This window comes from Mycobacteroides chelonae, from assembly GCF_016767715.1.
Classification (GTDB): Bacteria; Actinomycetota; Actinomycetes; order Mycobacteriales; family Mycobacteriaceae; genus Mycobacterium; species Mycobacterium gwanakae.
The window spans coordinates 4,075,983-4,092,951 of record NZ_CP050145.1; the positions used below are offsets into that span (position 1 = coordinate 4,075,983).

21 protein-coding genes and 1 pseudogene are annotated in these 16,969 nt (G+C 64.3%); 9 read left to right on the forward strand and 13 right to left on the reverse strand.

The window, feature by feature from the left end; all coding sequences use genetic code 11:
* The first annotated feature begins 57 nt into the window (after positions 1-57).
* Together HBA99_RS20165 and HBA99_RS20170 are read left to right on the forward strand one after the other, a co-directional pair.
* Positions 58-942, forward strand: coding sequence for an SDR family oxidoreductase (locus HBA99_RS20165; protein WP_057967863.1), 885 nt, complete (start codon positions 58-60; stop codon positions 940-942).
* A gap of 28 nt (positions 943-970) precedes the next feature.
* Positions 971-1,357 carry a VOC family protein gene (locus tag HBA99_RS20170; protein ID WP_046254760.1) on the forward strand — a complete coding sequence of 129 codons (387 nt, stop codon included), beginning with the start codon at positions 971-973 and terminating at the stop codon, positions 1,355-1,357.
* A 29-nt stretch (positions 1,358-1,386) separates the two neighbouring features.
* On the opposite strand, the gene HBA99_RS20175 is transcribed toward HBA99_RS20170, so the two are convergent.
* From HBA99_RS20175 to HBA99_RS24885, 3 genes and pseudogenes are all read right to left on the reverse strand, one after another.
* On the reverse strand, positions 1,387-1,668 hold the full coding sequence (locus HBA99_RS20175; RefSeq protein WP_030096548.1) for a hypothetical protein: 282 nt from the start codon (positions 1,666-1,668) through the stop codon (positions 1,387-1,389).
* Between the two features lie 30 nt (positions 1,669-1,698).
* Positions 1,699-2,982 carry an inorganic phosphate transporter gene (locus HBA99_RS20180; RefSeq protein ID WP_030096547.1) on the reverse strand — a complete coding sequence of 428 codons (1,284 nt, stop codon included), beginning with the start codon at positions 2,980-2,982 and terminating at the stop codon, positions 1,699-1,701.
* Positions 2,967-3,181 (reverse strand): annotated as a pseudogene (locus tag HBA99_RS24885) (hypothetical protein). Before HBA99_RS24885 ends, HBA99_RS20180 begins: the two are co-directional and overlap by 16 nt.
* A 62-nt stretch (positions 3,182-3,243) precedes the next feature.
* On the opposite strand from HBA99_RS24885, the gene HBA99_RS20185 reads away from it, so the two are divergent.
* From HBA99_RS20185 to HBA99_RS20195, 3 genes are read left to right on the forward strand one after another with little or no spacing between them, the layout of a single operon-like run.
* On the forward strand, positions 3,244-3,585 hold the full coding sequence (locus HBA99_RS20185) for a DUF3349 domain-containing protein (RefSeq protein WP_030096546.1): 342 nt from the start codon (positions 3,244-3,246) through the stop codon (positions 3,583-3,585).
* Entirely contained in the window at positions 3,582-4,730 is a 1,149-nt protein-coding gene (gene menE, locus HBA99_RS20190; RefSeq protein WP_081347682.1) for an o-succinylbenzoate--CoA ligase, read from the forward strand. The genes HBA99_RS20185 and menE overlap by 4 nt, the downstream gene beginning before the upstream one ends.
* A 34-nt stretch (positions 4,731-4,764) precedes the next feature.
* The gene (locus tag HBA99_RS20195; RefSeq protein ID WP_070952049.1) at positions 4,765-5,283 is read left to right on the forward strand and encodes a cupin domain-containing protein; all 519 of its coding nucleotides are present in this window, start codon (positions 4,765-4,767) and stop codon (positions 5,281-5,283) included.
* Here HBA99_RS20195 and HBA99_RS20200 read toward each other — a convergent pair whose 3' ends face one another.
* A complete protein-coding gene (locus tag HBA99_RS20200; RefSeq protein ID WP_070952048.1) occupies positions 5,284-5,742 on the reverse strand; it encodes an SRPBCC family protein in 459 nt (152 codons plus the stop codon).
* Between the two features lie 52 nt (positions 5,743-5,794).
* Here HBA99_RS20200 and HBA99_RS20205 point away from each other — a divergent pair, with 52 nt between their 5' ends.
* On the forward strand, positions 5,795-6,292 hold the full coding sequence (locus HBA99_RS20205) for a pyridoxamine 5'-phosphate oxidase family protein (protein WP_070952442.1): 498 nt from the start codon (positions 5,795-5,797) through the stop codon (positions 6,290-6,292).
* Here HBA99_RS20205 and HBA99_RS20210 read toward each other — a convergent pair.
* On the reverse strand, positions 6,289-7,062 hold the full coding sequence (locus tag HBA99_RS20210; RefSeq protein ID WP_070952047.1) for an S-methyl-5'-thioadenosine phosphorylase: 774 nt from the start codon (positions 7,060-7,062) through the stop codon (positions 6,289-6,291). The genes HBA99_RS20205 and HBA99_RS20210 overlap by 4 nt on opposite strands.
* Positions 7,063-7,496: 434 nt before the next feature.
* On the opposite strand from HBA99_RS20210, the gene HBA99_RS20215 reads away from it, so the two are divergent.
* Together HBA99_RS20215 and HBA99_RS20220 are read left to right on the forward strand one after the other, a co-directional pair.
* A complete protein-coding gene (locus tag HBA99_RS20215; protein WP_070952441.1) occupies positions 7,497-8,114 on the forward strand; it encodes a superoxide dismutase in 618 nt (205 codons plus the stop codon).
* Between the two features lie 36 nt (positions 8,115-8,150).
* Positions 8,151-9,023: a 1,4-dihydroxy-2-naphthoate polyprenyltransferase gene (locus HBA99_RS20220; RefSeq protein ID WP_070952440.1), complete on the forward strand. Its 873-nt coding sequence runs from the start codon at positions 8,151-8,153 to the stop codon at positions 9,021-9,023.
* 790 nt (positions 9,024-9,813) lie between these two features.
* Here the strand turns inward: HBA99_RS20220 and HBA99_RS20225 are convergent.
* The 3 genes from HBA99_RS20225 to HBA99_RS20235 form a co-directional block, all read right to left on the reverse strand.
* Positions 9,814-10,395: a Clp protease N-terminal domain-containing protein gene (locus tag HBA99_RS20225; protein ID WP_070952046.1), complete on the reverse strand. Its 582-nt coding sequence runs from the start codon at positions 10,393-10,395 to the stop codon at positions 9,814-9,816.
* Positions 10,396-10,401: 6 nt separating this feature from the next.
* Positions 10,402-10,623, reverse strand: a complete 222-nt coding sequence (locus tag HBA99_RS20230) for a sigma-70 RNA polymerase sigma factor region 4 domain-containing protein (protein WP_070952045.1) — start codon at positions 10,621-10,623, stop codon at positions 10,402-10,404.
* A 134-nt stretch (positions 10,624-10,757) separates the two neighbouring features.
* Positions 10,758-11,066 (reverse strand): DUF4229 domain-containing protein, encoded by a 309-nt coding sequence (locus HBA99_RS20235; RefSeq protein ID WP_070952044.1) that lies wholly within the window; start codon positions 11,064-11,066, stop codon positions 10,758-10,760.
* 76 nt (positions 11,067-11,142) lie between these two features.
* Here HBA99_RS20235 and HBA99_RS20240 point away from each other — a divergent pair, with 76 nt between their 5' ends.
* Positions 11,143-11,304 (forward strand): hypothetical protein, encoded by a 162-nt coding sequence (locus HBA99_RS20240; RefSeq protein ID WP_099051365.1) that lies wholly within the window; start codon positions 11,143-11,145, stop codon positions 11,302-11,304.
* Between the two features lie 33 nt (positions 11,305-11,337).
* Here HBA99_RS20240 and HBA99_RS20245 read toward each other — a convergent pair whose 3' ends face one another.
* The 5 genes from HBA99_RS20245 to HBA99_RS20265 all read right to left on the reverse strand — a co-directional run bounded on the left by HBA99_RS20245 (position 11,338) and on the right by HBA99_RS20265 (position 16,967).
* Positions 11,338-12,747: a MinD/ParA family ATP-binding protein gene (locus HBA99_RS20245; RefSeq protein ID WP_070952439.1), complete on the reverse strand. Its 1,410-nt coding sequence runs from the start codon at positions 12,745-12,747 to the stop codon at positions 11,338-11,340.
* Positions 12,748-12,998: 251 nt separating this feature from the next.
* Complete coding sequence (gene ccsB / locus HBA99_RS20250) at positions 12,999-13,973, reverse strand: c-type cytochrome biogenesis protein CcsB (RefSeq protein WP_070952043.1); 975 nt, start codon at positions 13,971-13,973, stop codon at positions 12,999-13,001.
* Positions 13,970-15,565, reverse strand: a complete 1,596-nt coding sequence (resB, locus tag HBA99_RS20255; RefSeq protein WP_070952042.1) for a cytochrome c biogenesis protein ResB — start codon at positions 15,563-15,565, stop codon at positions 13,970-13,972. The genes ccsB and resB overlap by 4 nt, the downstream gene beginning before the upstream one ends.
* A 2-nt stretch (positions 15,566-15,567) precedes the next feature.
* Positions 15,568-16,359 (reverse strand): cytochrome c biogenesis CcdA family protein, encoded by a 792-nt coding sequence (locus HBA99_RS20260; RefSeq protein ID WP_070952041.1) that lies wholly within the window; start codon positions 16,357-16,359, stop codon positions 15,568-15,570.
* Positions 16,356-16,967 (reverse strand): TlpA disulfide reductase family protein, encoded by a 612-nt coding sequence (locus HBA99_RS20265; RefSeq protein ID WP_070952040.1) that lies wholly within the window; start codon positions 16,965-16,967, stop codon positions 16,356-16,358. The genes HBA99_RS20260 and HBA99_RS20265 overlap by 4 nt, the downstream gene beginning before the upstream one ends.
* Between the last annotated feature and the right edge of the window lie 2 nt (positions 16,968-16,969).

The following is a 16,969-nucleotide window of genomic DNA, read 5'->3' on the forward strand; positions in this document are numbered from 1 at the left end:
TAAGTCACCCAGGCCCGGCATTTCGCACTCATCGCGAGGGGCATACAGTTCTTACTCGTGAGTAAGAACTCGGTGAGCAAGCGACTGAACATCGCCTTTGCGCGCGCCCTGATGCAGCCTTTCCCCAGCCCATCGCTCATTCGGGCGAAGTTCGACGCAAACTACGGTGTCTCGGTCAAGGACAAGCGCGTCCTCATCACCGGAGCGTCCTCTGGTATCGGCGAGGAGGCCGCATACCAATTCGGCAAGCTCGGCGCGAAGGTCATCGTGGTGGCGCGACGCGAAGACCTGCTGAACGAGGTCGCCGCGCGCATCACCGCCGCCGGCGGCACCGCGGATGCCATCGCATGCGACCTGTCCGACCTGGACGCCATCGACAAGCTGGTGCAGACCGTGAACGAGCGCCACGGCGGCGTCGACATCCTGGTCAACAACGCCGGTCGCTCCATCCGGCGTAAAACCTACGAGTCTCTGGACCGCTGGCATGACGCCGAGCGGACCATGCAGCTCAACTACTTCTCGCCCCTGCGGCTGATCCGCGGGTTCGCACCCGGCATGGTCGAACGTCGCAGCGGCCACATCATCAACGTCGCGACCTGGGGAGTGCTCACGGACGTGGTGCCGCAGTTCGCGGTGTACAACGCCTCCAAGGCCGCACTCTCGACGGTGAGCCGCATCGTGGATGCCGAATACGGCAAGTACAACGTGCACACCAGCACGCTCTACTTCCCCTTGGTGCGTACCCCGATGATCGCGCCGACCGAGGCATACACCAACGCAGCGGCACTGACCTCCGCTGAGGCCGCGGAGTGGATGGTGCTGGCGGCCCGTACCCGGCCGGTGCGTATCGCCCCGCGAATCTCGGTGATGTCGGCCGCCACCAACGCAGTGGCGCCCAGCCTGGTGACAAAGGTGGCAATGTCGGGGCGCGAAACCCTTTAATATCCCGGCGCCCGTGATACACACGGGTATGGAGATATTGTCCAGCCGAATTTTGTTGCGGCCTAAGGACTATGACGCGACGCTGGCGTTCTACCGGGACACCCTGGGGCTCGCCATCGCACGCGACTACGGAGCCGGCATGGTGTTTTTCGCCGGACAGTCCCTCATCGAGATCGCCGGGCACGGCCGCGCCGACGGCCCCCTCACCGCATTTCCGGGTGCCCTCTGGCTCCAGGTACGCGACGTGTATGCGACGCAGACCGAGCTGGAGAGCCGCGGTGCCTCGATAAGCCGTGCCGCACAGCAAGAGCCGTGGGGTTTGCATGAAATGCATGTGGCGGCACCTGACGGTGTCACGCTGATCTTCGTGCAGATCCCACCGGACCACCCATTACGCAAAGACACCCGGCGGTAGCTTCCGCCGGGTGTCTTTGGTTGGTCTCGCTACTTCTTGACGAACGGAAAGAAGTCGATGCCCGTGTGGTGGATGATCGTCGTCCGGGTGATCCACAACAGCGCGAGCACGACAACCGCTCCCACCAAAGTGAAGAGCGCCAGCCCCAGGAACTTCACGGCCGGGTTGGGTGCGGTGACCGTGCCGTCGTCATTGGCGCCGCCGGCACCCGAGGAGTAGGCGACCAGGCCTGCCGCGAACAACGCGGGCAGACCCGCACCGAGGACCAACCCAACAACGAGCACCTTGCCGATGGCTTCCAAGTAGTTCATGGAGGATTCCTTCTTTTCGCTGGGGTTGGGTTAGACCGAGGCCGTGTCGTTGGCGGAGTCCTTCTTCGAGGCATCCTTGCTCTCGCCGGACGCTTCGGTCTTGGCCTCGCGGACATCGGCGGGCACCACCGAGTTGGTGGAGTCGTCCCAATCGGCGTTGACGTTGCTCGAGTCGACCTTCTCCTGCTGGGCACGCCACCACATGTAACCGGAGAGCCCGACCAGCAGGGCGAAGATGATCAGGTCGCCGACCATCGGCGTGGTGAGATCGCCGACGCCCTTGGAGAGCCAGTAGGACAGCGCGCCGACGATACCGGCGGCGGGCAAGGTGACCAGCCAGGCCAGCACCATGCGGCCGGCTACGGCCCAGCGCACCTCGGCACCGGGCTTGCCGACACCACTACCCAGGATGGAACCGGTGGCCACGTGTGTGGTGGACAGGGCCATACCGGCGGCGCTGGAGCTCAGGATGATCGCGGCCGAGGACGCTTCGGCAGCCAGACCCTGAGGCGATTCGATCTCGACGAGACCCTTGCCCAGGGTCCGGATGACACGCCATCCACCGAGGTAGGTCCCGAGGCCGATCGCGATGGCGCAGCTGGCGATGATCCAGAACGGCAGGCCGGTCTCCTTGACGTTTCCGCTCAGGTGGCCGGTGGTGATGAGCGCCAGCGCGATGACACCCATGGTCTTCTGTGCGTCGTTGGTTCCGTGCGAGAGCGCAACCAGGGAGGCGGTGGCGATCTGGCCCCAGCGGAAGCCCTCTTCACGACGCTTCTTCACCACGTTGCGGGTGATGCGGTAGACCAGCCAGGTGCCGGCGGCCGCGACCAGACCCGCGATGAGGGGGGCGGCGAACGCAGGGATGATGACCTTCTGCAGGATGCCGTCCCACTTCACGCCCGAGAGGCCGATGGCGGCGAGGGCGGCACCGATAAGGCCGCCGAAGAGTGCGTGCGACGAGCTGGACGGAATACCGAAGAGCCAGGTCAGCAGGTTCCACAGGATGCCGCCGATGAGGCCCGCGAAGATGATCGTCAGGCCCATGGACGGGGTGATGTTGGGCAGCAGATGACCTGTCTTGCTGTCTTGCACCTTGATAACCGAGGTGGTCACCGTGACGGCGACCTCGACAGAGAGGAAGGCGCCGACAAGGTTCAGGACGCCAGCAAGCAGAACCGCGGTCTTGGGCTTGAGCGCACCCGTTGCGATGGACGTCGCCATGGCGTTACCGGTGTCATGAAACCCGTTGGTGAAGTCGAAGGCCAGTGCCGTTGCGATCAACAGCACCAGAATGATCATGGTTGCGTCCATGGCGCTAATTCTGGGGTAAAGGCCTTGACTTTGACCAGCTGATGGACGACCAAGTTTGTGCGCTGACCGGCCAGTTTGATATTTCCCGCAAGGAGTTCACATTCCGTTAACCTTCCGGGTGCTGACTGTTCGAACTGCGCGCGGGCCTCCTGGCTGATTGCGGCTAGTTTTGCCTGGCGACAACACCAACCAACAGCACTACGATCCGTACCAAGTCGATACGAAGAGGACGGCCGCCCGTCCGTACAGGAGTTTGAGGCCGTGAACGCATTTCTGAGCAAGATCGTCACCTGGCTTCGGGCGGGATACCCCGAAGGTGTCCCGCCGCCCGACTATGTCCCGCTGTTGGCACTGCTCGGCCGCAGGTTGAGCAATGACGAGGTCAAGACCGTGGCCCGCGAACTGATGGCCCGCGGCGACTTCGACAACATCGATATCGCCGTACTCATCACCCAGGTCACCGATGAGCTGCCGACCAGCGACGACATCGAGCGCGTCCGCGAGCGACTGGCGAAAAAGGGCTGGCCTCTAGATGATCCGCGCGAGCCCGCGGACCATCGTGACGAACCGGGCTCCGGTCAGGCCACCGACCACCCGGCGTGACCCGGCTACTGCGCGCCCTGCCCGTACCCAGCGGGCAAACCATGCTCGGCCTGCTCCCGCGCCTGGCAGAACTGCTGGACGGTCGCGGCGACGCAGTGCTGCCCGTACCCGCCGATGACGCCGATCAGGCACATTTCCTCGCCTCCGAACTCGCCGCCGACGAACCGATCGCCGAGGATGTCGCGGTGGTGGTGTCAACCTCCGGCACCACCGGAAAACCCAAGGGCGCCATGCTCACCGGGGATGCGCTGACCGCCAGTGGGGCCGCAACACACGCCCGCCTGGGCGGGACCGGCCAATGGCTGCTGGCGCTGCCACCCCATCACATCGCCGGAATGCAGGTGCTGCTGCGCAGCATTCAGGCCGGAACCGAGCCGGTGGTCCTCGACGTCTCGACGGGCTTTTCGCTACCCGACTTCGTGCGCGCCGCCGCCGAGATGACCGGAACTCGTCGATACATCTCCCTGGTGGCAATACAGCTGGTCAAGGCCTTGGAAGACCCCGTCGCGTCCGAGGTGCTCGCATCCTTTGACGCGGTCCTGTTGGGCGGTGGTCCGCTACCGGCGCCCGTCGCCATCAGGGCGGCGCAGGCACGCGTCCCGGTGATCCGGACCTACGGCATGAGCGAAACCTGCGGGGGATGCGTGTACGACGGCGTGGCACTCAGCGGAGTCCAGGTGCGCATCGGAGCGGAGGGCCAGATCAGCCTCGGCGGTGCCACCGTGGCATCGGGCTACCGAAATATTCTGAACCACAAGGCATTTGCGGAGCCCGGATGGTTCCACACCGATGATTTCGGCGAGCTGCACGATGGCCGGCTGCGGGTGCTGGGTCGACTGGACGAGGCCATCGGCACCGGCGGCCTCACCGTGGTTCCGCAGGTGGTGGAGGCCGCCCTGGCCACCCACCCGCTGGTCGCCGAATGCGCCGTGTTCGGTGTGCCCGACGACCGGCTTGGCCAGCGCGTCGCCGTCGCGGTAGTGCCGTCCCCAGCGGGCACCCCGACGCTGGAGGATCTGCGGGCTCATGTCACCGCGACACTCGATGACACCGCCGCCCCACGTGAACTGCATCTCCTCGACGAACTACCGCGGCACGGAATCGGGAAACTCGACCGCCGCGCCCTCGTCAAACGCTTCTCTTGACCTCAAGCTCACTTGAGTTCATAGCGTTGGTCCCATGACACGTGAACAGTTTGCGCCGGGTTCCGCGCCGCTGGTTCGGGACGGCGACCGCGAGATCGTCAGCACCGCGGCCGGGAACGAGACCGGATTGGTGATGGACTCCGACGCGACAGGCGGAGCGGTCAGCGTCCTGAGCATCTACCTGCCCGAGGGCGCGAATGGCGCGGCCCCGCACTTCCACACCCGATCCACCGAACTGTTCTATCTGGTGTCGGGGCGGCTGGAAATCCTGGCGGGTGATCGTATCGAGATTCTGGAAAAGGGCGACACACTGTTGGTTCCCCAGCTGATGCCGCACGCGTTCGGCGCCACACCGGACAGCGATGCCAACCTCTTCACGGTGCTCTCCCCCGGGGTCCAGCGCTTCGACTACTTCCGGCTACTGGACCGAATCGTGCACGGCCAGGCCGATATCGGCGAGCTGCAGGCCGCGCAGGAAAGCTATGACAACCACTTCATCGAGAGTCCGGTGTGGTCCGAGGGGCGAGGGCTGTCGGCGCTGGACGCCCGCTGATCAGCCAGACTCGGCGACCGCTTTGATCCGGTTGAGGGTCTCACGCATGCCGTTACGGTTGGTGCGTCCGCGCGCCCAGCCAAGCAGCGCCCAGTAGATCCGAACCGGCAGTGACGGTGTCAGCTCGAAGGATTCGGTGACGTCGGTGCCGTCGCCCGCGGGCTCAAAGCGATATCGCCAGGTATTGACCGTCTTGCCGTTCGGCAAGAGCACTGCAAAGGCGAAAGAACGTTCGCGGTCGCATTCGACGATCCGGCACACCGTCCAGTAGACGGGCCCCTTCTGATTGCGCTTCACATGACCACGGAACCGCACACCCACCGCGGGACTGCTGGCGCCGTCGAGCCATTCGGCCTCGAACGTCTCCGGACTGAACTTCCCGGTGTTGGTGATATCGCTGACCAGTTCCCAAATCTTGTCGGCAGGAGCCGCGATATGCACGGTGACCGAATCACGCATGGCGTTACGGTACCCGCGATTAATCTCGGTGACGGGCCGGGTCTATATCACCATGACCCTTACCTCCCATTTCGATCAGCGGTTCAGCGAGCCCGGCGCGGCTGCACCCGCATGGAGCGACGTATCGACGCTGCTTGCCGCCGCCGAGCTGTACTGGATCACCACCGTGCGCGCCGACGGCAGCCCACACATGACTCCGCTGGTGGGCCTGTGGCAGGACGAATCATTCGTGTTCTGCACCGGCCCTACCGAGCAGAAGGCGCGCAACCTCGACGCGAACGCCGCGGTGGCCGTCGCGACCGGCGTCAATACCTGGAATGACGGGCACGACGTCGTCGTCGAAGGAACAGCCGAACGCGTCCTCGAGCCCTCAGCCCTGCACATCCTGGCGGACGCCTACATCCAAAAGTATGGCGAGGAATGGAGATTCACGCCGAGCGAGGGCGGATTCGGCGAGGGCGATCAGTTCGCCGCCGTATATAAGGTGGTGCCGTCGAAGGTGCTGTCCTTTACCAAGAATCCGCACGGACAGACGCGATACGCCCCCTAAGGAAGCTCGATAGGCAGTGTGACGCCGTCATGTGCGCGGCAGTGTCCGCAGGTGTCGACGGATTCGGTCGCGGTCACAGCGGTGCGCACCAGCTCCTTGAATCCGCCGATATTCCGCTCGAACTCGGCGAACACGTCAACCGCCCGGACGCCCTGGCCGTGTTCGATTCCGGCATCCAGGTCGGTGACCAAGGCGATTGCGGCGTAGCAGATTTCAAGCTCGCGGGCCAGTACCGCCTCGGGGTATCCGGTCATGTTGACCAGAGTGAAACCCTGCGATGCGTACCACCGGCTTTCGGCCCGCGTCGAAAACCGCGGACCCTGCACCACCACCATCGTGCCACCGTCGACGGTCTCAGGTTGCAGCGATACGGCCCGTAACCCGGGGCAGTACGGGTCGGCGAATTCCACGTGGATACCGCCACTGTCGAAGAATGTCTGCTCGCGCCCGCTGGTGCGATCCACCAGCTGATCGGGTACCACGATGGTTCCGGGGCCCAGATCAGCGGTGAGGCTGCCCACGGCGCACGGCGCGAAGACCCGGCGCACACCCAGCGCACGGAGCGCCCACATGTTGGCGCGATAAGGCACGGTGTGCGGCGAGAACTCATGGCGACTTCCATGCCGTGGCAGAAACGCCACCTCGCGCTCCCCCACCAGCCCTATCGTGATGGGTGCACTGGGCTGACCGTACGGCGTCGTCGGGGTGACGGTCCGCACCGGTTTGTCGAAGAACGAGTAGAAACCGCTACCACCGATCACCGCGAGCATGCCGGTATTGTCGTTCAACGCTTCGACTTACGACCAGTTGGGGTGTACGGCCGCACCGTACAGATAATTAGTCGCCCGAATGCCTGCAATAGTTCCCAACAAATTTCGGCCGCAATTTTCTCAATTCCATGAAGCAATACACACATAGTTGCCGCAACTGAATAGCGGAGCGGACACTCCCGCTCTGAGCTATCGCACGGCAGGTGCATAAATTGCTGACGGAAATTCATAGTCACCCAGAGACAATGCCGCCGGTGCTCCGGCCTTGACGCGCGCCGGGCCGGGGTTACGGTAGAGAGATGAATTCGATTGGGCCTCAACTACATCGAAGACACTTCCTGATTGCTACCGCGGCGTCCGCCGGAGCCCTCGCACTCGCGTCATGTGCCGATCGGTCCGGTGAAGAAGCGGACCCCACGAAGGAGACGACCGGCGTGTACGAATTACCGAATCTCGACTGGGATTACTCAGCCCTGGAGCCACATATTTCCGGCGAGATCAACCAGCTGCACCACGACAAGCATCATGCCGCATACGTCAAAGGCGCCAACGACGCCGTGGAGCAGCTCGCCGAAGCTCGGGCGAAGGGTGACAACGCAACGATCGTGCTGCTGGAAAAGAACCTCGCGTTCAATCTGGGCGGCCACGTGAACCACTCGATCTGGTGGAAGAACCTCTCCCCCCATGGCGGTGACAAACCCCAGGGCGACCTGGCTGCCGCGCTCGACGAGCAGTTCGGGAGCTTCGACAAATTCCGCGGGCAGTTTTCCGCGGCAGCCAACGGTGTTCAGGGCTCGGGCTGGGCATGGCTCGGGTACGACACCCTCGGCAAGAAACTGCTGACTTTCCAGATGTACGACCAGCAGTCCAACGTGCCGTTCGGGATCGTGCCGCTCCTCGGCGTGGACGTCTTTGAGCACGCGTACTACCTGCAGTACAAGAACGTGAAGGCCGACTACGTCAAGGCGTTCTGGAACGTGGTGAATTGGCCCGATGTCCAGGCACGTTTTACCTCGGCACTATCGAAAACGCCTGGCTTGATCTTCCCGTAGCGAATGTTCGGACGTGGTCATGGCAGGATCGGCCACATGGCCAGCATCGCGCAATGGATCGAAGGTTCCCGCCCCCGCACCTGGCCCAACGCCCTCGCCCCGGTGATCGCCGGCACAGGTGCCGCAGCCGCGGCCGGCAGCCCCGTCTGGTGGAAAGCACTTCTAGCACTGGCCGTATCGGTGAGCATGATCATCGGCGTCAACTTCGCCAACGACTATTCGGACGGGATCCGCGGGACCGATGACGACCGAGTGGGACCGCTGCGGCTGGTCGGCTCCCGTCTGGCATCACCCGCGGCGGTCAAGGCCGTCGCCATCGCATTCCTGGCCCTGGGCGCGGCCGCGGGGTTGACACTGGCCATCACCACCGCCTGGTGGCTAGTGGCGGTCGGCGCGGTATGCGTCGCCGGTGCCTGGTTCTATACCGGCGGGTCGAAACCCTACGGATACAGCGGTTTTGGTGAAATCGCCGTCTTCATATTCTTCGGCCTGGTGGCCGTGCTGGGCACTGAATATGTGCAGACCTTGACGGTCAGTCCCGTCGGCCTGGCGCTGGCGGTGGCAATCGGCAGCTTCTCCAGCGCGGTGCTGGTCGCCAACAATCTGCGTGATATCCCCACCGATCGAGAGTCCGGCAAAATCACACTGGCCGTGCGGTTGGGCGACGCGCGGACCCGAATCCTGTTTCCGGCGCTGTTGACGGTTCCGGTTCTGATCAGTCTCGAACTGGGCTTCGGGCACCCGTGGCGCCTGCTCGGGCTGGTGATGTTGCCGTTGATGGTCAAGGCTGCCCGCCCGGTTGTCACCAAAGCGCAAGGGCCAGCGTTGATCCCGACGCTGCGCGATACCGGACTGGCCATGCTCGGCTGGGCGATTCTCACCGCCTCAGCCCTGGCCTGGTTGAGCTAAATCCCGCGGGGCCGCGACGGGCTCAGGAGAAGTTCTTACAGACGACACCCGTGTTTTGGCACGTAACACCGGTGTGGTCCGGTGCGCTCACCCATCCGCCCCCCTGGTTGTAGCCCGGAGGAAGATCTGACCGATTCGGGTTACCGGTGGCGTCGCAAAATATCCAGCTGTTCTGGCAGGCGTGCCCCTGGCCCTGAGGAAGCGTTCCCCAGCCGCTATTGCCGTCCCTGCCGGGCTGCTGATTGGTGAACGACTGACGCGAACCATCTCCGACGCCCGGTCCGGGTATCGGCGGCTCAATGGGGCCGGCCAATGTCCGCCCAACCGCCGGCTCTCGCAGAACATCGACGCCTTGCATCCCTAGTCCAAAGAGGGGAACAGCTAACAGCGCCGTACAACAAAGAACGTTTCTTGCCTTCGTGAATGCATACATAGTGACTCCGTTAAGTCCGCATATTCAGGTGCGGCCCCGGGAAACCACTGACAACGAAAACGCTAGGCGCCGCTTGTATGTCACCAACAGTACACCTGTCGTTCACTTTTGCTCAATCTGAAGTTAAGAAATAGATAAACCCTTACCCCGGAGGGGGTATGCGAGCCACGATGTGGTTACAACCGTCCACTACCTGGGCAAAAGCCGCAGCAAAAAGACGGCGGCGCGGGAAGCTCGCTGCCATCCGCAGAATCCGGCGCGGACCGCGGCCAACGAGCCATTGACCATGTGGCGCCCGAGTGATAGAAGGCGAGTCGAGCGCCCTCAGGCCGTCACACCAGCCGACGGCCGAAGCCGCTAGGCGGCCCGATCGAGCAAACCAACCACGGCCTGGCGCAGTTCCTCGGCGGGCACCCGCTCGGTGATCACGGCCAGCGCCACCGGATCGCCGCCACGCAGGATGCCCAACACCATGTGCTCGCACCCGATCCAATTGTCCTTGTGCGCGATGGCCTCACGCAGTGCCAGTTCCAGGCACTTCTTAGCCGAGGAATTGAAGGGGATCATCCCGAACGGGCGCCAGCCGCGCATCCTGCCCTGACGGCGCCCCGATTTTTCGAAGGCTTTGTCAAAGGCCTGTGGCCCAAAGACTTTCGACACGCTGTCCCGCACCTGGGACAGATCAATGCCAATGGCCTTGAGCGCCTGCGCGTCCTCATCGTCCAGCGGCGGCTCGTGGGTTCCGGTACGGAGCCGGTCGCGCACAGTGTCGGCGGTCAGCCCGTATCCGGCCAGCAGCTCCGCGAGTGATCCGCTCGCACTATCCAGGACACCAACCAGAACGTGCTCGGCCCCGATCCGCGATTCGTCCATCTCGCGGGCTTCTTCCTGCGACAGCACCACAGCGACCTTGGCCGACTTCTGGAACTTCTCGAACATGGCTGCTCACTTCCTCGCGCGGTTGTATTTCTGATGCACTGCCTGACGGCTGACTTCGAGCGCTTCGGCGATGGCCTGCCAGCTCCAGCCCTGGCCGCGGGCGTTGGCCACGTGGATCGCTTCCAATCGTTCACACAGCCGGCGCAGCGCCTGCACGGCCCGCAACCCCACGGCCGGATCGGTACTGCTCACGGCGTCGTCCAGATCGGCCGTCGGGCCATCGCTCATGACTGTCAACATAGATTGACAGCCATGAGTTGTCAATCAACGTTGACAGCTGAGGGCGCGCGTCGGCACGCCCACTTATGGCGAAAACATGGGATACGAACCCGCCACCAGGCGGCGTGCCGGCGGGAAGCGGGTTAGGAGTCTTGTGGCTTTTCGCCGCGCAACCGCGCCTGCAGATCCGCACGCTCCGCACGGCGCCGCTCGTCGACGACGGCGATGCTGGCGGTCACCCGGCGACGCAACGGTGCGAACACCGCCATGCCCAAGGGCAGCGCGATGATCAAGGCGAACAGAATCGCGATCGCCAAGGGAAAGTCCTCGTACCCGATGAGCCGGGCCACCCAGAAGATGACGAGCGTCAGGACGACCGCGAGACCCAACCGCGCCAGCGTGTACAACGCGATGTCGATAGCGAGCCGGCTCCCCGGCGACCGTTCAGCCACGTCACCACCCTATCGCTGCGCCGAACAGCAGCCTTGGCCGCGCGTATATTTGCAGTTAGTTGTTCAGGAGGCTCTTGTGTACTACGTGCTCATCGCGGTCGTGCTCGGCGCGCTGGTCTACGCCGGATGGCGGATCAGTCAGTCGGTCCCGACCCGTCCGCAGACCCGCGTGACCGGCCCCGACGACGACCCCGAATTCCTGTGGCGCATCAGTAGAGACGATCCGTCCGAACACTGAAGGTTGTGCGGCCAGCAGCCGCACAACCCACGGCTAGCCCTGGAACGTCTGCTGCTGCTGACGCTGTGTACCGGTGAACCCCTGCGCCACGACGGCGGCCAGCTCGATGAGCGAGCGACGCGTCGCGGGCCGGAGCCGGTCCAGGCTGATCTCGGCGCCCTCTTCGAGGTGCGGATCGAACGGCACCAAACGCACCGCACGGCACCGGCGCGAAAAGTGATCGACGACCTTTTGCATGTCAACCTTGCCCGAACGCGGACGCACCGCGTTGATGACCGCAACCGAGCGGCGCACCAGCTCGCGATGCCCGTGCGCATCGAGCCAGTCGAGGGTGGCGGAAGCACTGCGCGCACCGTCCACCGAACCGGAGCTGATCACCACGAGGGTGTCGGCCTGCTCCAGCACCGACGACATCGCCGAGTGCATGAGTCCGGTACCGCAGTCCGTGAGCACCACGCTGTAGAAGCGCTCCAGAATCTCCAGTGTGCGCGAGTAGTCCTCGGCGCTGAACGCCTCGGACACCGCCGGATCGCTTTCCGAAGCCAGCACCTCCAGACGGCTCGGCCCCTGTGAGGTGTAGCTGCGGACATCGCTATAACGCTGAATCGAGTTGGCGTCGCGCAGCAGGTGACGGACCGTTGCCGGCGTCTCCAGCGGAACCTTCTGGCTCAGCGTTCCGCGGTCCGGGTTGGCGTCGACCGCGATGACCCGGTCGCCGCGGATGGACGCGAACGTCGCACCGAGGGTTGCGGTGACGGTGGTCTTGCCGACGCCTCCCTTGAGGCTCAGCAGAGCGATCTTGTAGCAACCCTGCAACGGCTGATTCACCTGCGCGACGAGGTCGTTTTCCTCCGTCTTCTTGGTGCCCTCGCCGAGGTTGATCGTCCCGAACGACGCACGGTAGACGGTCTTGCGCCAACCCGCTGACGGTGCCGGCTTGTGCGGGCGCAACAACGCCGACGTAGACAGGTCACGCGAGGAGGGCGGCAGCTCGGGTCGAATCTGGGATCCGATACCGGTTTGCTGACCGCCGACCGGCGTGTAGTACCGGGAGGCACCGACGGGAGGCTGCTGGGCCTGTTGGGGAATGCCCGAGGCGGGGGTGTCGTTGCCCCAGCGATCCGCCGTGAAGGGCGTCAACTGTGCGGGCCGCTCGGCCGAGTCGCTGAATCGGTTGTCGGCCCTAAAACCTCCCGGACCGCCCTGGCTGCCGGATGACCCGGCCGCACCGATCGCGGTGGGATCGGTGCTCTCCTGCCCACCGGAAGGCGTGAAATCGAGCGGCGCGAACGAGCCGCCGAGCGTATTGAGCGACGGCACCGAGGGATCGTGCCCACCCAGGCCCGCGATGTCCTGCTGTGGCGCGAATGGGTCCTGGAACGGGATCGCTTGGAACTGTTGGGTCATCTCGTGGGGCTGCTGCGGCGCGCTCTGGCCATACATCACCGGCTGCGCTGGCTCCTGTGCTGCCCACGGAGGGGCCGTTGGTCCACCCTGCGCCTCGTCGGCGTACGGCGACGGTCCATCCGGCGCGCGGTGCGCGGGATAGTCAGACATCGATCCCCCAATGCATTGGTTGGATGTGCAGTTCGGACACGGAGAGCCCGGAACGACTGTTCAGAAGGACTCAGCATCGCACCCTATCGCAGGTGTGATGAACCGATCTGGCGGAACAGTTCCCCCAGACCTCCCGCCTAGCTCACCCCAGCGTACGAGTGAAGACCGACCGTCACCAGATTGACGAAGAACAGGTTGAACACCATGGCCACGAATCCCGCCACATTGATCCACGCCGCCTTCTTGTCCCGCCACCCGGCAGTGGATCGTGCGTGCAGGTAGGCGGCATAGATAACCCAGGCAACAAAGGAAACGGTCTCCTTAGGATCCCAAGCCCAGAACCGCCCCCATGCCTCCTCGGCCCAGATGGCACCGAAGATCACGCCGAACCCGAAGATGGGGAAACCGAAAATGGTGGTCCGGTACGCCAACCGGTCCAATGACTGGGCATCGGGCAGGCGCTGCACCACGGTGTTGTCCGGGAAGTACATCTTGACCAGGAACAGGATGCTGGCCACTCCGGCCACCAGGAACACGCCCGACCCGAGACTCACCACCGACACGTGGATGGGCAACCAGTAGGACTGCAGGGCCGGCATCACCGGGGCCGCATAGGTGTAGAGGTACCGGCCGGAGACCGTCAGCAGGATCAACACGGGAATGAGCACGAAGACCCAGAGCGCCCGGCGTCCCTCGGCGCTGTTGGCGCGCGGGCGCAGCACCACGGCCGCAGTGACCAGACCACAGGCACACGTCAGATTGATGAACTCGTACATGTTGCCCCAGGGCACCCGGGTGGTGGCCACACCGCGCAGCACGATGCACGCCAACAGCAGTCCGATGCCCAGGTACACAAGCGCCAACCCGGCGCCACCTACCCGCTCGCCGAGGGGGCGCTTACCTTGCGGCACCACCAGCCCCGGCTGATTCTCGCCGGCGGACACCACCTCACCACCGGAGCTGACGAGCTCTCGCTGGGCGGTCTTGTTGCTCTGCCGGTAGGCCAGCTCGATGGCCAAGAGCACCAGCGCACCGACCATCACCACAATCGCCGAGGTGAAGGCGTAGTCGGAGAACCTGGCCAGATTCACATCGATATTGGTCGAATTCATTCGGCATCCTCATCTTTGTGGCCGTTCCCGGCCCTTACGACGGGCAGATTCTCAAGGCATCGGTCGCATAACCGCTCGAACTCATCGCCCCAGCCGGAGCTGTCGGTGCGTGCCAGCCCTCCCAGCTCGACGTTTACGGTACCTGCGGCCGCGCCCGGGGTCAGCCGCGCCCAGACTCGACGGCGCTTGATGACGAGCGACACCACCAGGCCCGCCATCATGGTCAGCGCGAAGACGAGCACCCACAGTTGGGCGGGGTCGCGTGACACCTGCAGATTGACGAAGTTGACGGCGCTGTCGAACCTGACGATGGTGCCGTCATTGAGCTTGACCGACTGTCCGGGCAGCAGGTTGGCGCGCGCCACCTGATTGAGCCGCTTCTGCTCGATCATGCGGGGGTCGAGCTCGAAGATCGACTGGGCACGACCCGAGTCCAGCCCGGTGTCTCCGCGGTAGATGTTGATGGCGACCGCGGGCTTGCGCATCTCCGGGAAGCTCGACGAGAGCAGAGTGCCGTGCAGTTGTTCGGTGGGCGCGAACAGACCCTGGATGGCGATCTGATTCTTACGACGCACATTGGGATCCGGATAACTGCCGGCCGGAGGATCGATACGCACGGCCCCTGAAGACAGCAGGGTGGTCGGGTCGTCCGGTCGCCACTGAATGGTCTCGCTGCGCTGACGCCCGTCCGGGAAGGTCACCGTGAAGGTGGGGGCATATCCATAGCCGAGCAGATACACGCGGTTGCCGTTGACACGCAGCGGATGGTTCATGGCCAGCCGCTCCGGTCTCCAAATGTTGTTCTGGAGGTCGTCGCCCGCCTGGTACTCAATGTTCGATTCGAACGAATGCGCCTGTCCCGAGGCAAGATAGGTGGCCTTGAAATCCTGGACCTTGACGCAGATCGGGTCCAGGTTGGTGCCATCGACGGTGTTGCCGGCCCGGAACGAGTCGAAGGCGGCGGGCGACGACGAGCAGAATCCCGGGCCATTGTTGGCGATGACGATCACATTGCCCTCGTACCCGAAGAGCTTGCCCACCGCGAACGCGACCAACAGACCAACGAGGGAAAGGTGGAAGACCAGGTTCCCGAACTCTCGCAGATAGCCCTTCTCCGCGGAAATCTCAGTGATCTCGTCCTTTTCGCGGGTGGTTCTGCGCCAGCCCTTCAGCTGCCCCTCGATGGTCGACGCGATATCGGCCTGATCGCCACGCACCACCTTTTCCTGGTGTTTGGGCAACCGTGCCAGATTCCGGGGCACCGGAACCGGCTGCGCACGAAGGGCCCTGGCATGCTCGACGGTCCGGGGAATGATGCACCCCACTAGCGAGACGAAGAGCAGAACGTAGATCGCCGTGAACCAGAAGCTGGAGAACACGTCGAAGGCCTGCACCCGGTCCAGCCAGGGACCGATGGTGGAATGTTCGGCCAAGTACTCGTCGACCTTGGCCTGGTTGAGCGCGCGCTGCGGCAGCATCGCGCCCGGTATCGCGCCGAGCGCGAGCAGCACCAGCAGCGCCAGTGCGGTGCCCATGGACGTCAGGCCGCGCCAGGTGTTGCGCGAGTAAGCAAGGAGACGCTTGGCGATCATCACTAGATGGGTAACCTCGCGTCCGAAACGAATGAATCGCGAACCCAGGCAACAAAATCGGCCCACACGCCGGTAACCAGCGCGACCCCCACCGCCAATAGCGCGATACCACCGATGACCTGGATGGTCCGGCCGTGCCGTCGCAACCAGTCCATACCCCGCACCGCGCGCGCCGAACCGAAGGCCAGCAGCAGGAACGGGATTCCCAGCCCAAGGCAGTAGGCGATCACCAGCGTGATCCCGCGAGCCACGTCGGCCCCCTCGGTGGCCGATGCCACCGCGACCACACCGGTGAGGGTCGGCCCCAGACAAGGCGTCCACCCGAGCGCGAACACCGCGCCGAGCAGCGGCGCTCCGGCCACCGTCGAAACGCGGCGTGGCGTAAACCGGAAATCGCGCTGCAGGGCCGGCACCAGCCCGATGAACACCAGCCCCATCGCGATGGTGATCACTCCGCCGATGCGTTGCAGCAGCACCTGATTGGTGATCAGTGTGGTCGTCATGCCCATCACAGCCACGGTGCCCAACAGGAACACCGCGGTGAACCCGGCGACGAACAGCAAGGCCGATCCGGTGACCCGTAACCGCGCCGCGCGGGCACCGGCGCCGTCATCATCGCGGCCATCGGCCCCCACCACGGCGGCGAGGTAGGACAGATAGCCGGGCACGAGTGGGATCACACACGGCGAGGCGAACGACACCAGCCCGGCCAGCGCACAGGCACCCAGGGCCAGCAGCAGCGGCCCGCTGGTCGCGGCGTCCTGGAACGCGGAGCCGGCATCGGCGAGGATCACTTCTTTACTCCCGCAGGCTCTTTCGTCGATTCTTGCGCGACGCGCTCAACCACTGGTTGCAGATCCTGGGTCAACAACTCGCGCAGGAATACCGCCGCCACCCGATGCTGCCGGTCCAGCACCAGGGTCGCGGGAATGGCCCCCGTCGGGAATTTCCTGCCGAACGCGATGAGCGTGCGCATCGACGGGTCATAGATGGATGGGTACGGCACCTTGCGGTCGGCCACAAAGTCCTGCGCCTTGGTGATCTCGTTGTCCCGGACGTTGATGCCGAGAAATTCGACGCCTTGAGCGTGGGTGGCCTTGTAGACATCTTCCAGCGCCGAGAACTCCGAGCGGCAGGGCCCGCACCATTGCCCCCATACGTTGATGACGACGACCTTCTCGGTGAAATCGTTGAGCGACAGTGTTTTTGTGGGGTCCAGCAGGTTGGGCCCCTCGATCAGACCGGGGGTCTGACGGGCCTCGGGCGGATCGTAGAAGATGTCGGTCTTGCCGCCGGGTGAGACGAACTGGAACTGCCCGCCGCGCGCCACCGCGTCATCACCGGTAGAGCACCCGGTGATGAGCAGAGCCAGCGCGGCCATCGCCGCGACCACACGTCGCACTG

Excerpts from the sequence above, each read along its gene's own strand:
- HBA99_RS20170 (WP_046254760.1), top strand. The coding sequence starts at position 971 with ATGGAGATATTGTCCAGCCGAATTTTGTTGCGGCCTAAGGACTATGAC.
- HBA99_RS20175 (WP_030096548.1), bottom strand. The coding sequence starts at position 1,668 with ATGAACTACTTGGAAGCCATCGGCAAGGTGCTCGTTGTTGGGTTGGTC.
- HBA99_RS20180 (WP_030096547.1), bottom strand. The coding sequence starts at position 2,982 with ATGGACGCAACCATGATCATTCTGGTGCTGTTGATCGCAACGGCACTG.
- HBA99_RS20195 (WP_070952049.1), top strand. The coding sequence starts at position 4,765 with ATGACACGTGAACAGTTTGCGCCGGGTTCCGCGCCGCTGGTTCGGGAC.
- HBA99_RS20200 (WP_070952048.1), bottom strand. The coding sequence starts at position 5,742 with ATGCGTGATTCGGTCACCGTGCATATCGCGGCTCCTGCCGACAAGATT.
- HBA99_RS20205 (WP_070952442.1), top strand. The coding sequence starts at position 5,795 with ATGACCCTTACCTCCCATTTCGATCAGCGGTTCAGCGAGCCCGGCGCG.
- HBA99_RS20210 (WP_070952047.1), bottom strand. The coding sequence starts at position 7,062 with ATGCTCGCGGTGATCGGTGGTAGCGGTTTCTACTCGTTCTTCGACAAA.
- HBA99_RS20220 (WP_070952440.1), top strand. The coding sequence starts at position 8,151 with ATGGCCAGCATCGCGCAATGGATCGAAGGTTCCCGCCCCCGCACCTGG.
- HBA99_RS20225 (WP_070952046.1), bottom strand. The coding sequence starts at position 10,395 with ATGTTCGAGAAGTTCCAGAAGTCGGCCAAGGTCGCTGTGGTGCTGTCG.
- HBA99_RS20230 (WP_070952045.1), bottom strand. The coding sequence starts at position 10,623 with ATGAGCGATGGCCCGACGGCCGATCTGGACGACGCCGTGAGCAGTACC.
- HBA99_RS20245 (WP_070952439.1), bottom strand. The coding sequence starts at position 12,747 with ATGTATGGCCAGAGCGCGCCGCAGCAGCCCCACGAGATGACCCAACAG.
- ccsB (WP_070952043.1), bottom strand. The coding sequence starts at position 13,973 with ATGAATTCGACCAATATCGATGTGAATCTGGCCAGGTTCTCCGACTAC.
- resB (WP_070952042.1), bottom strand. The coding sequence starts at position 15,565 with ATGATCGCCAAGCGTCTCCTTGCTTACTCGCGCAACACCTGGCGCGGC.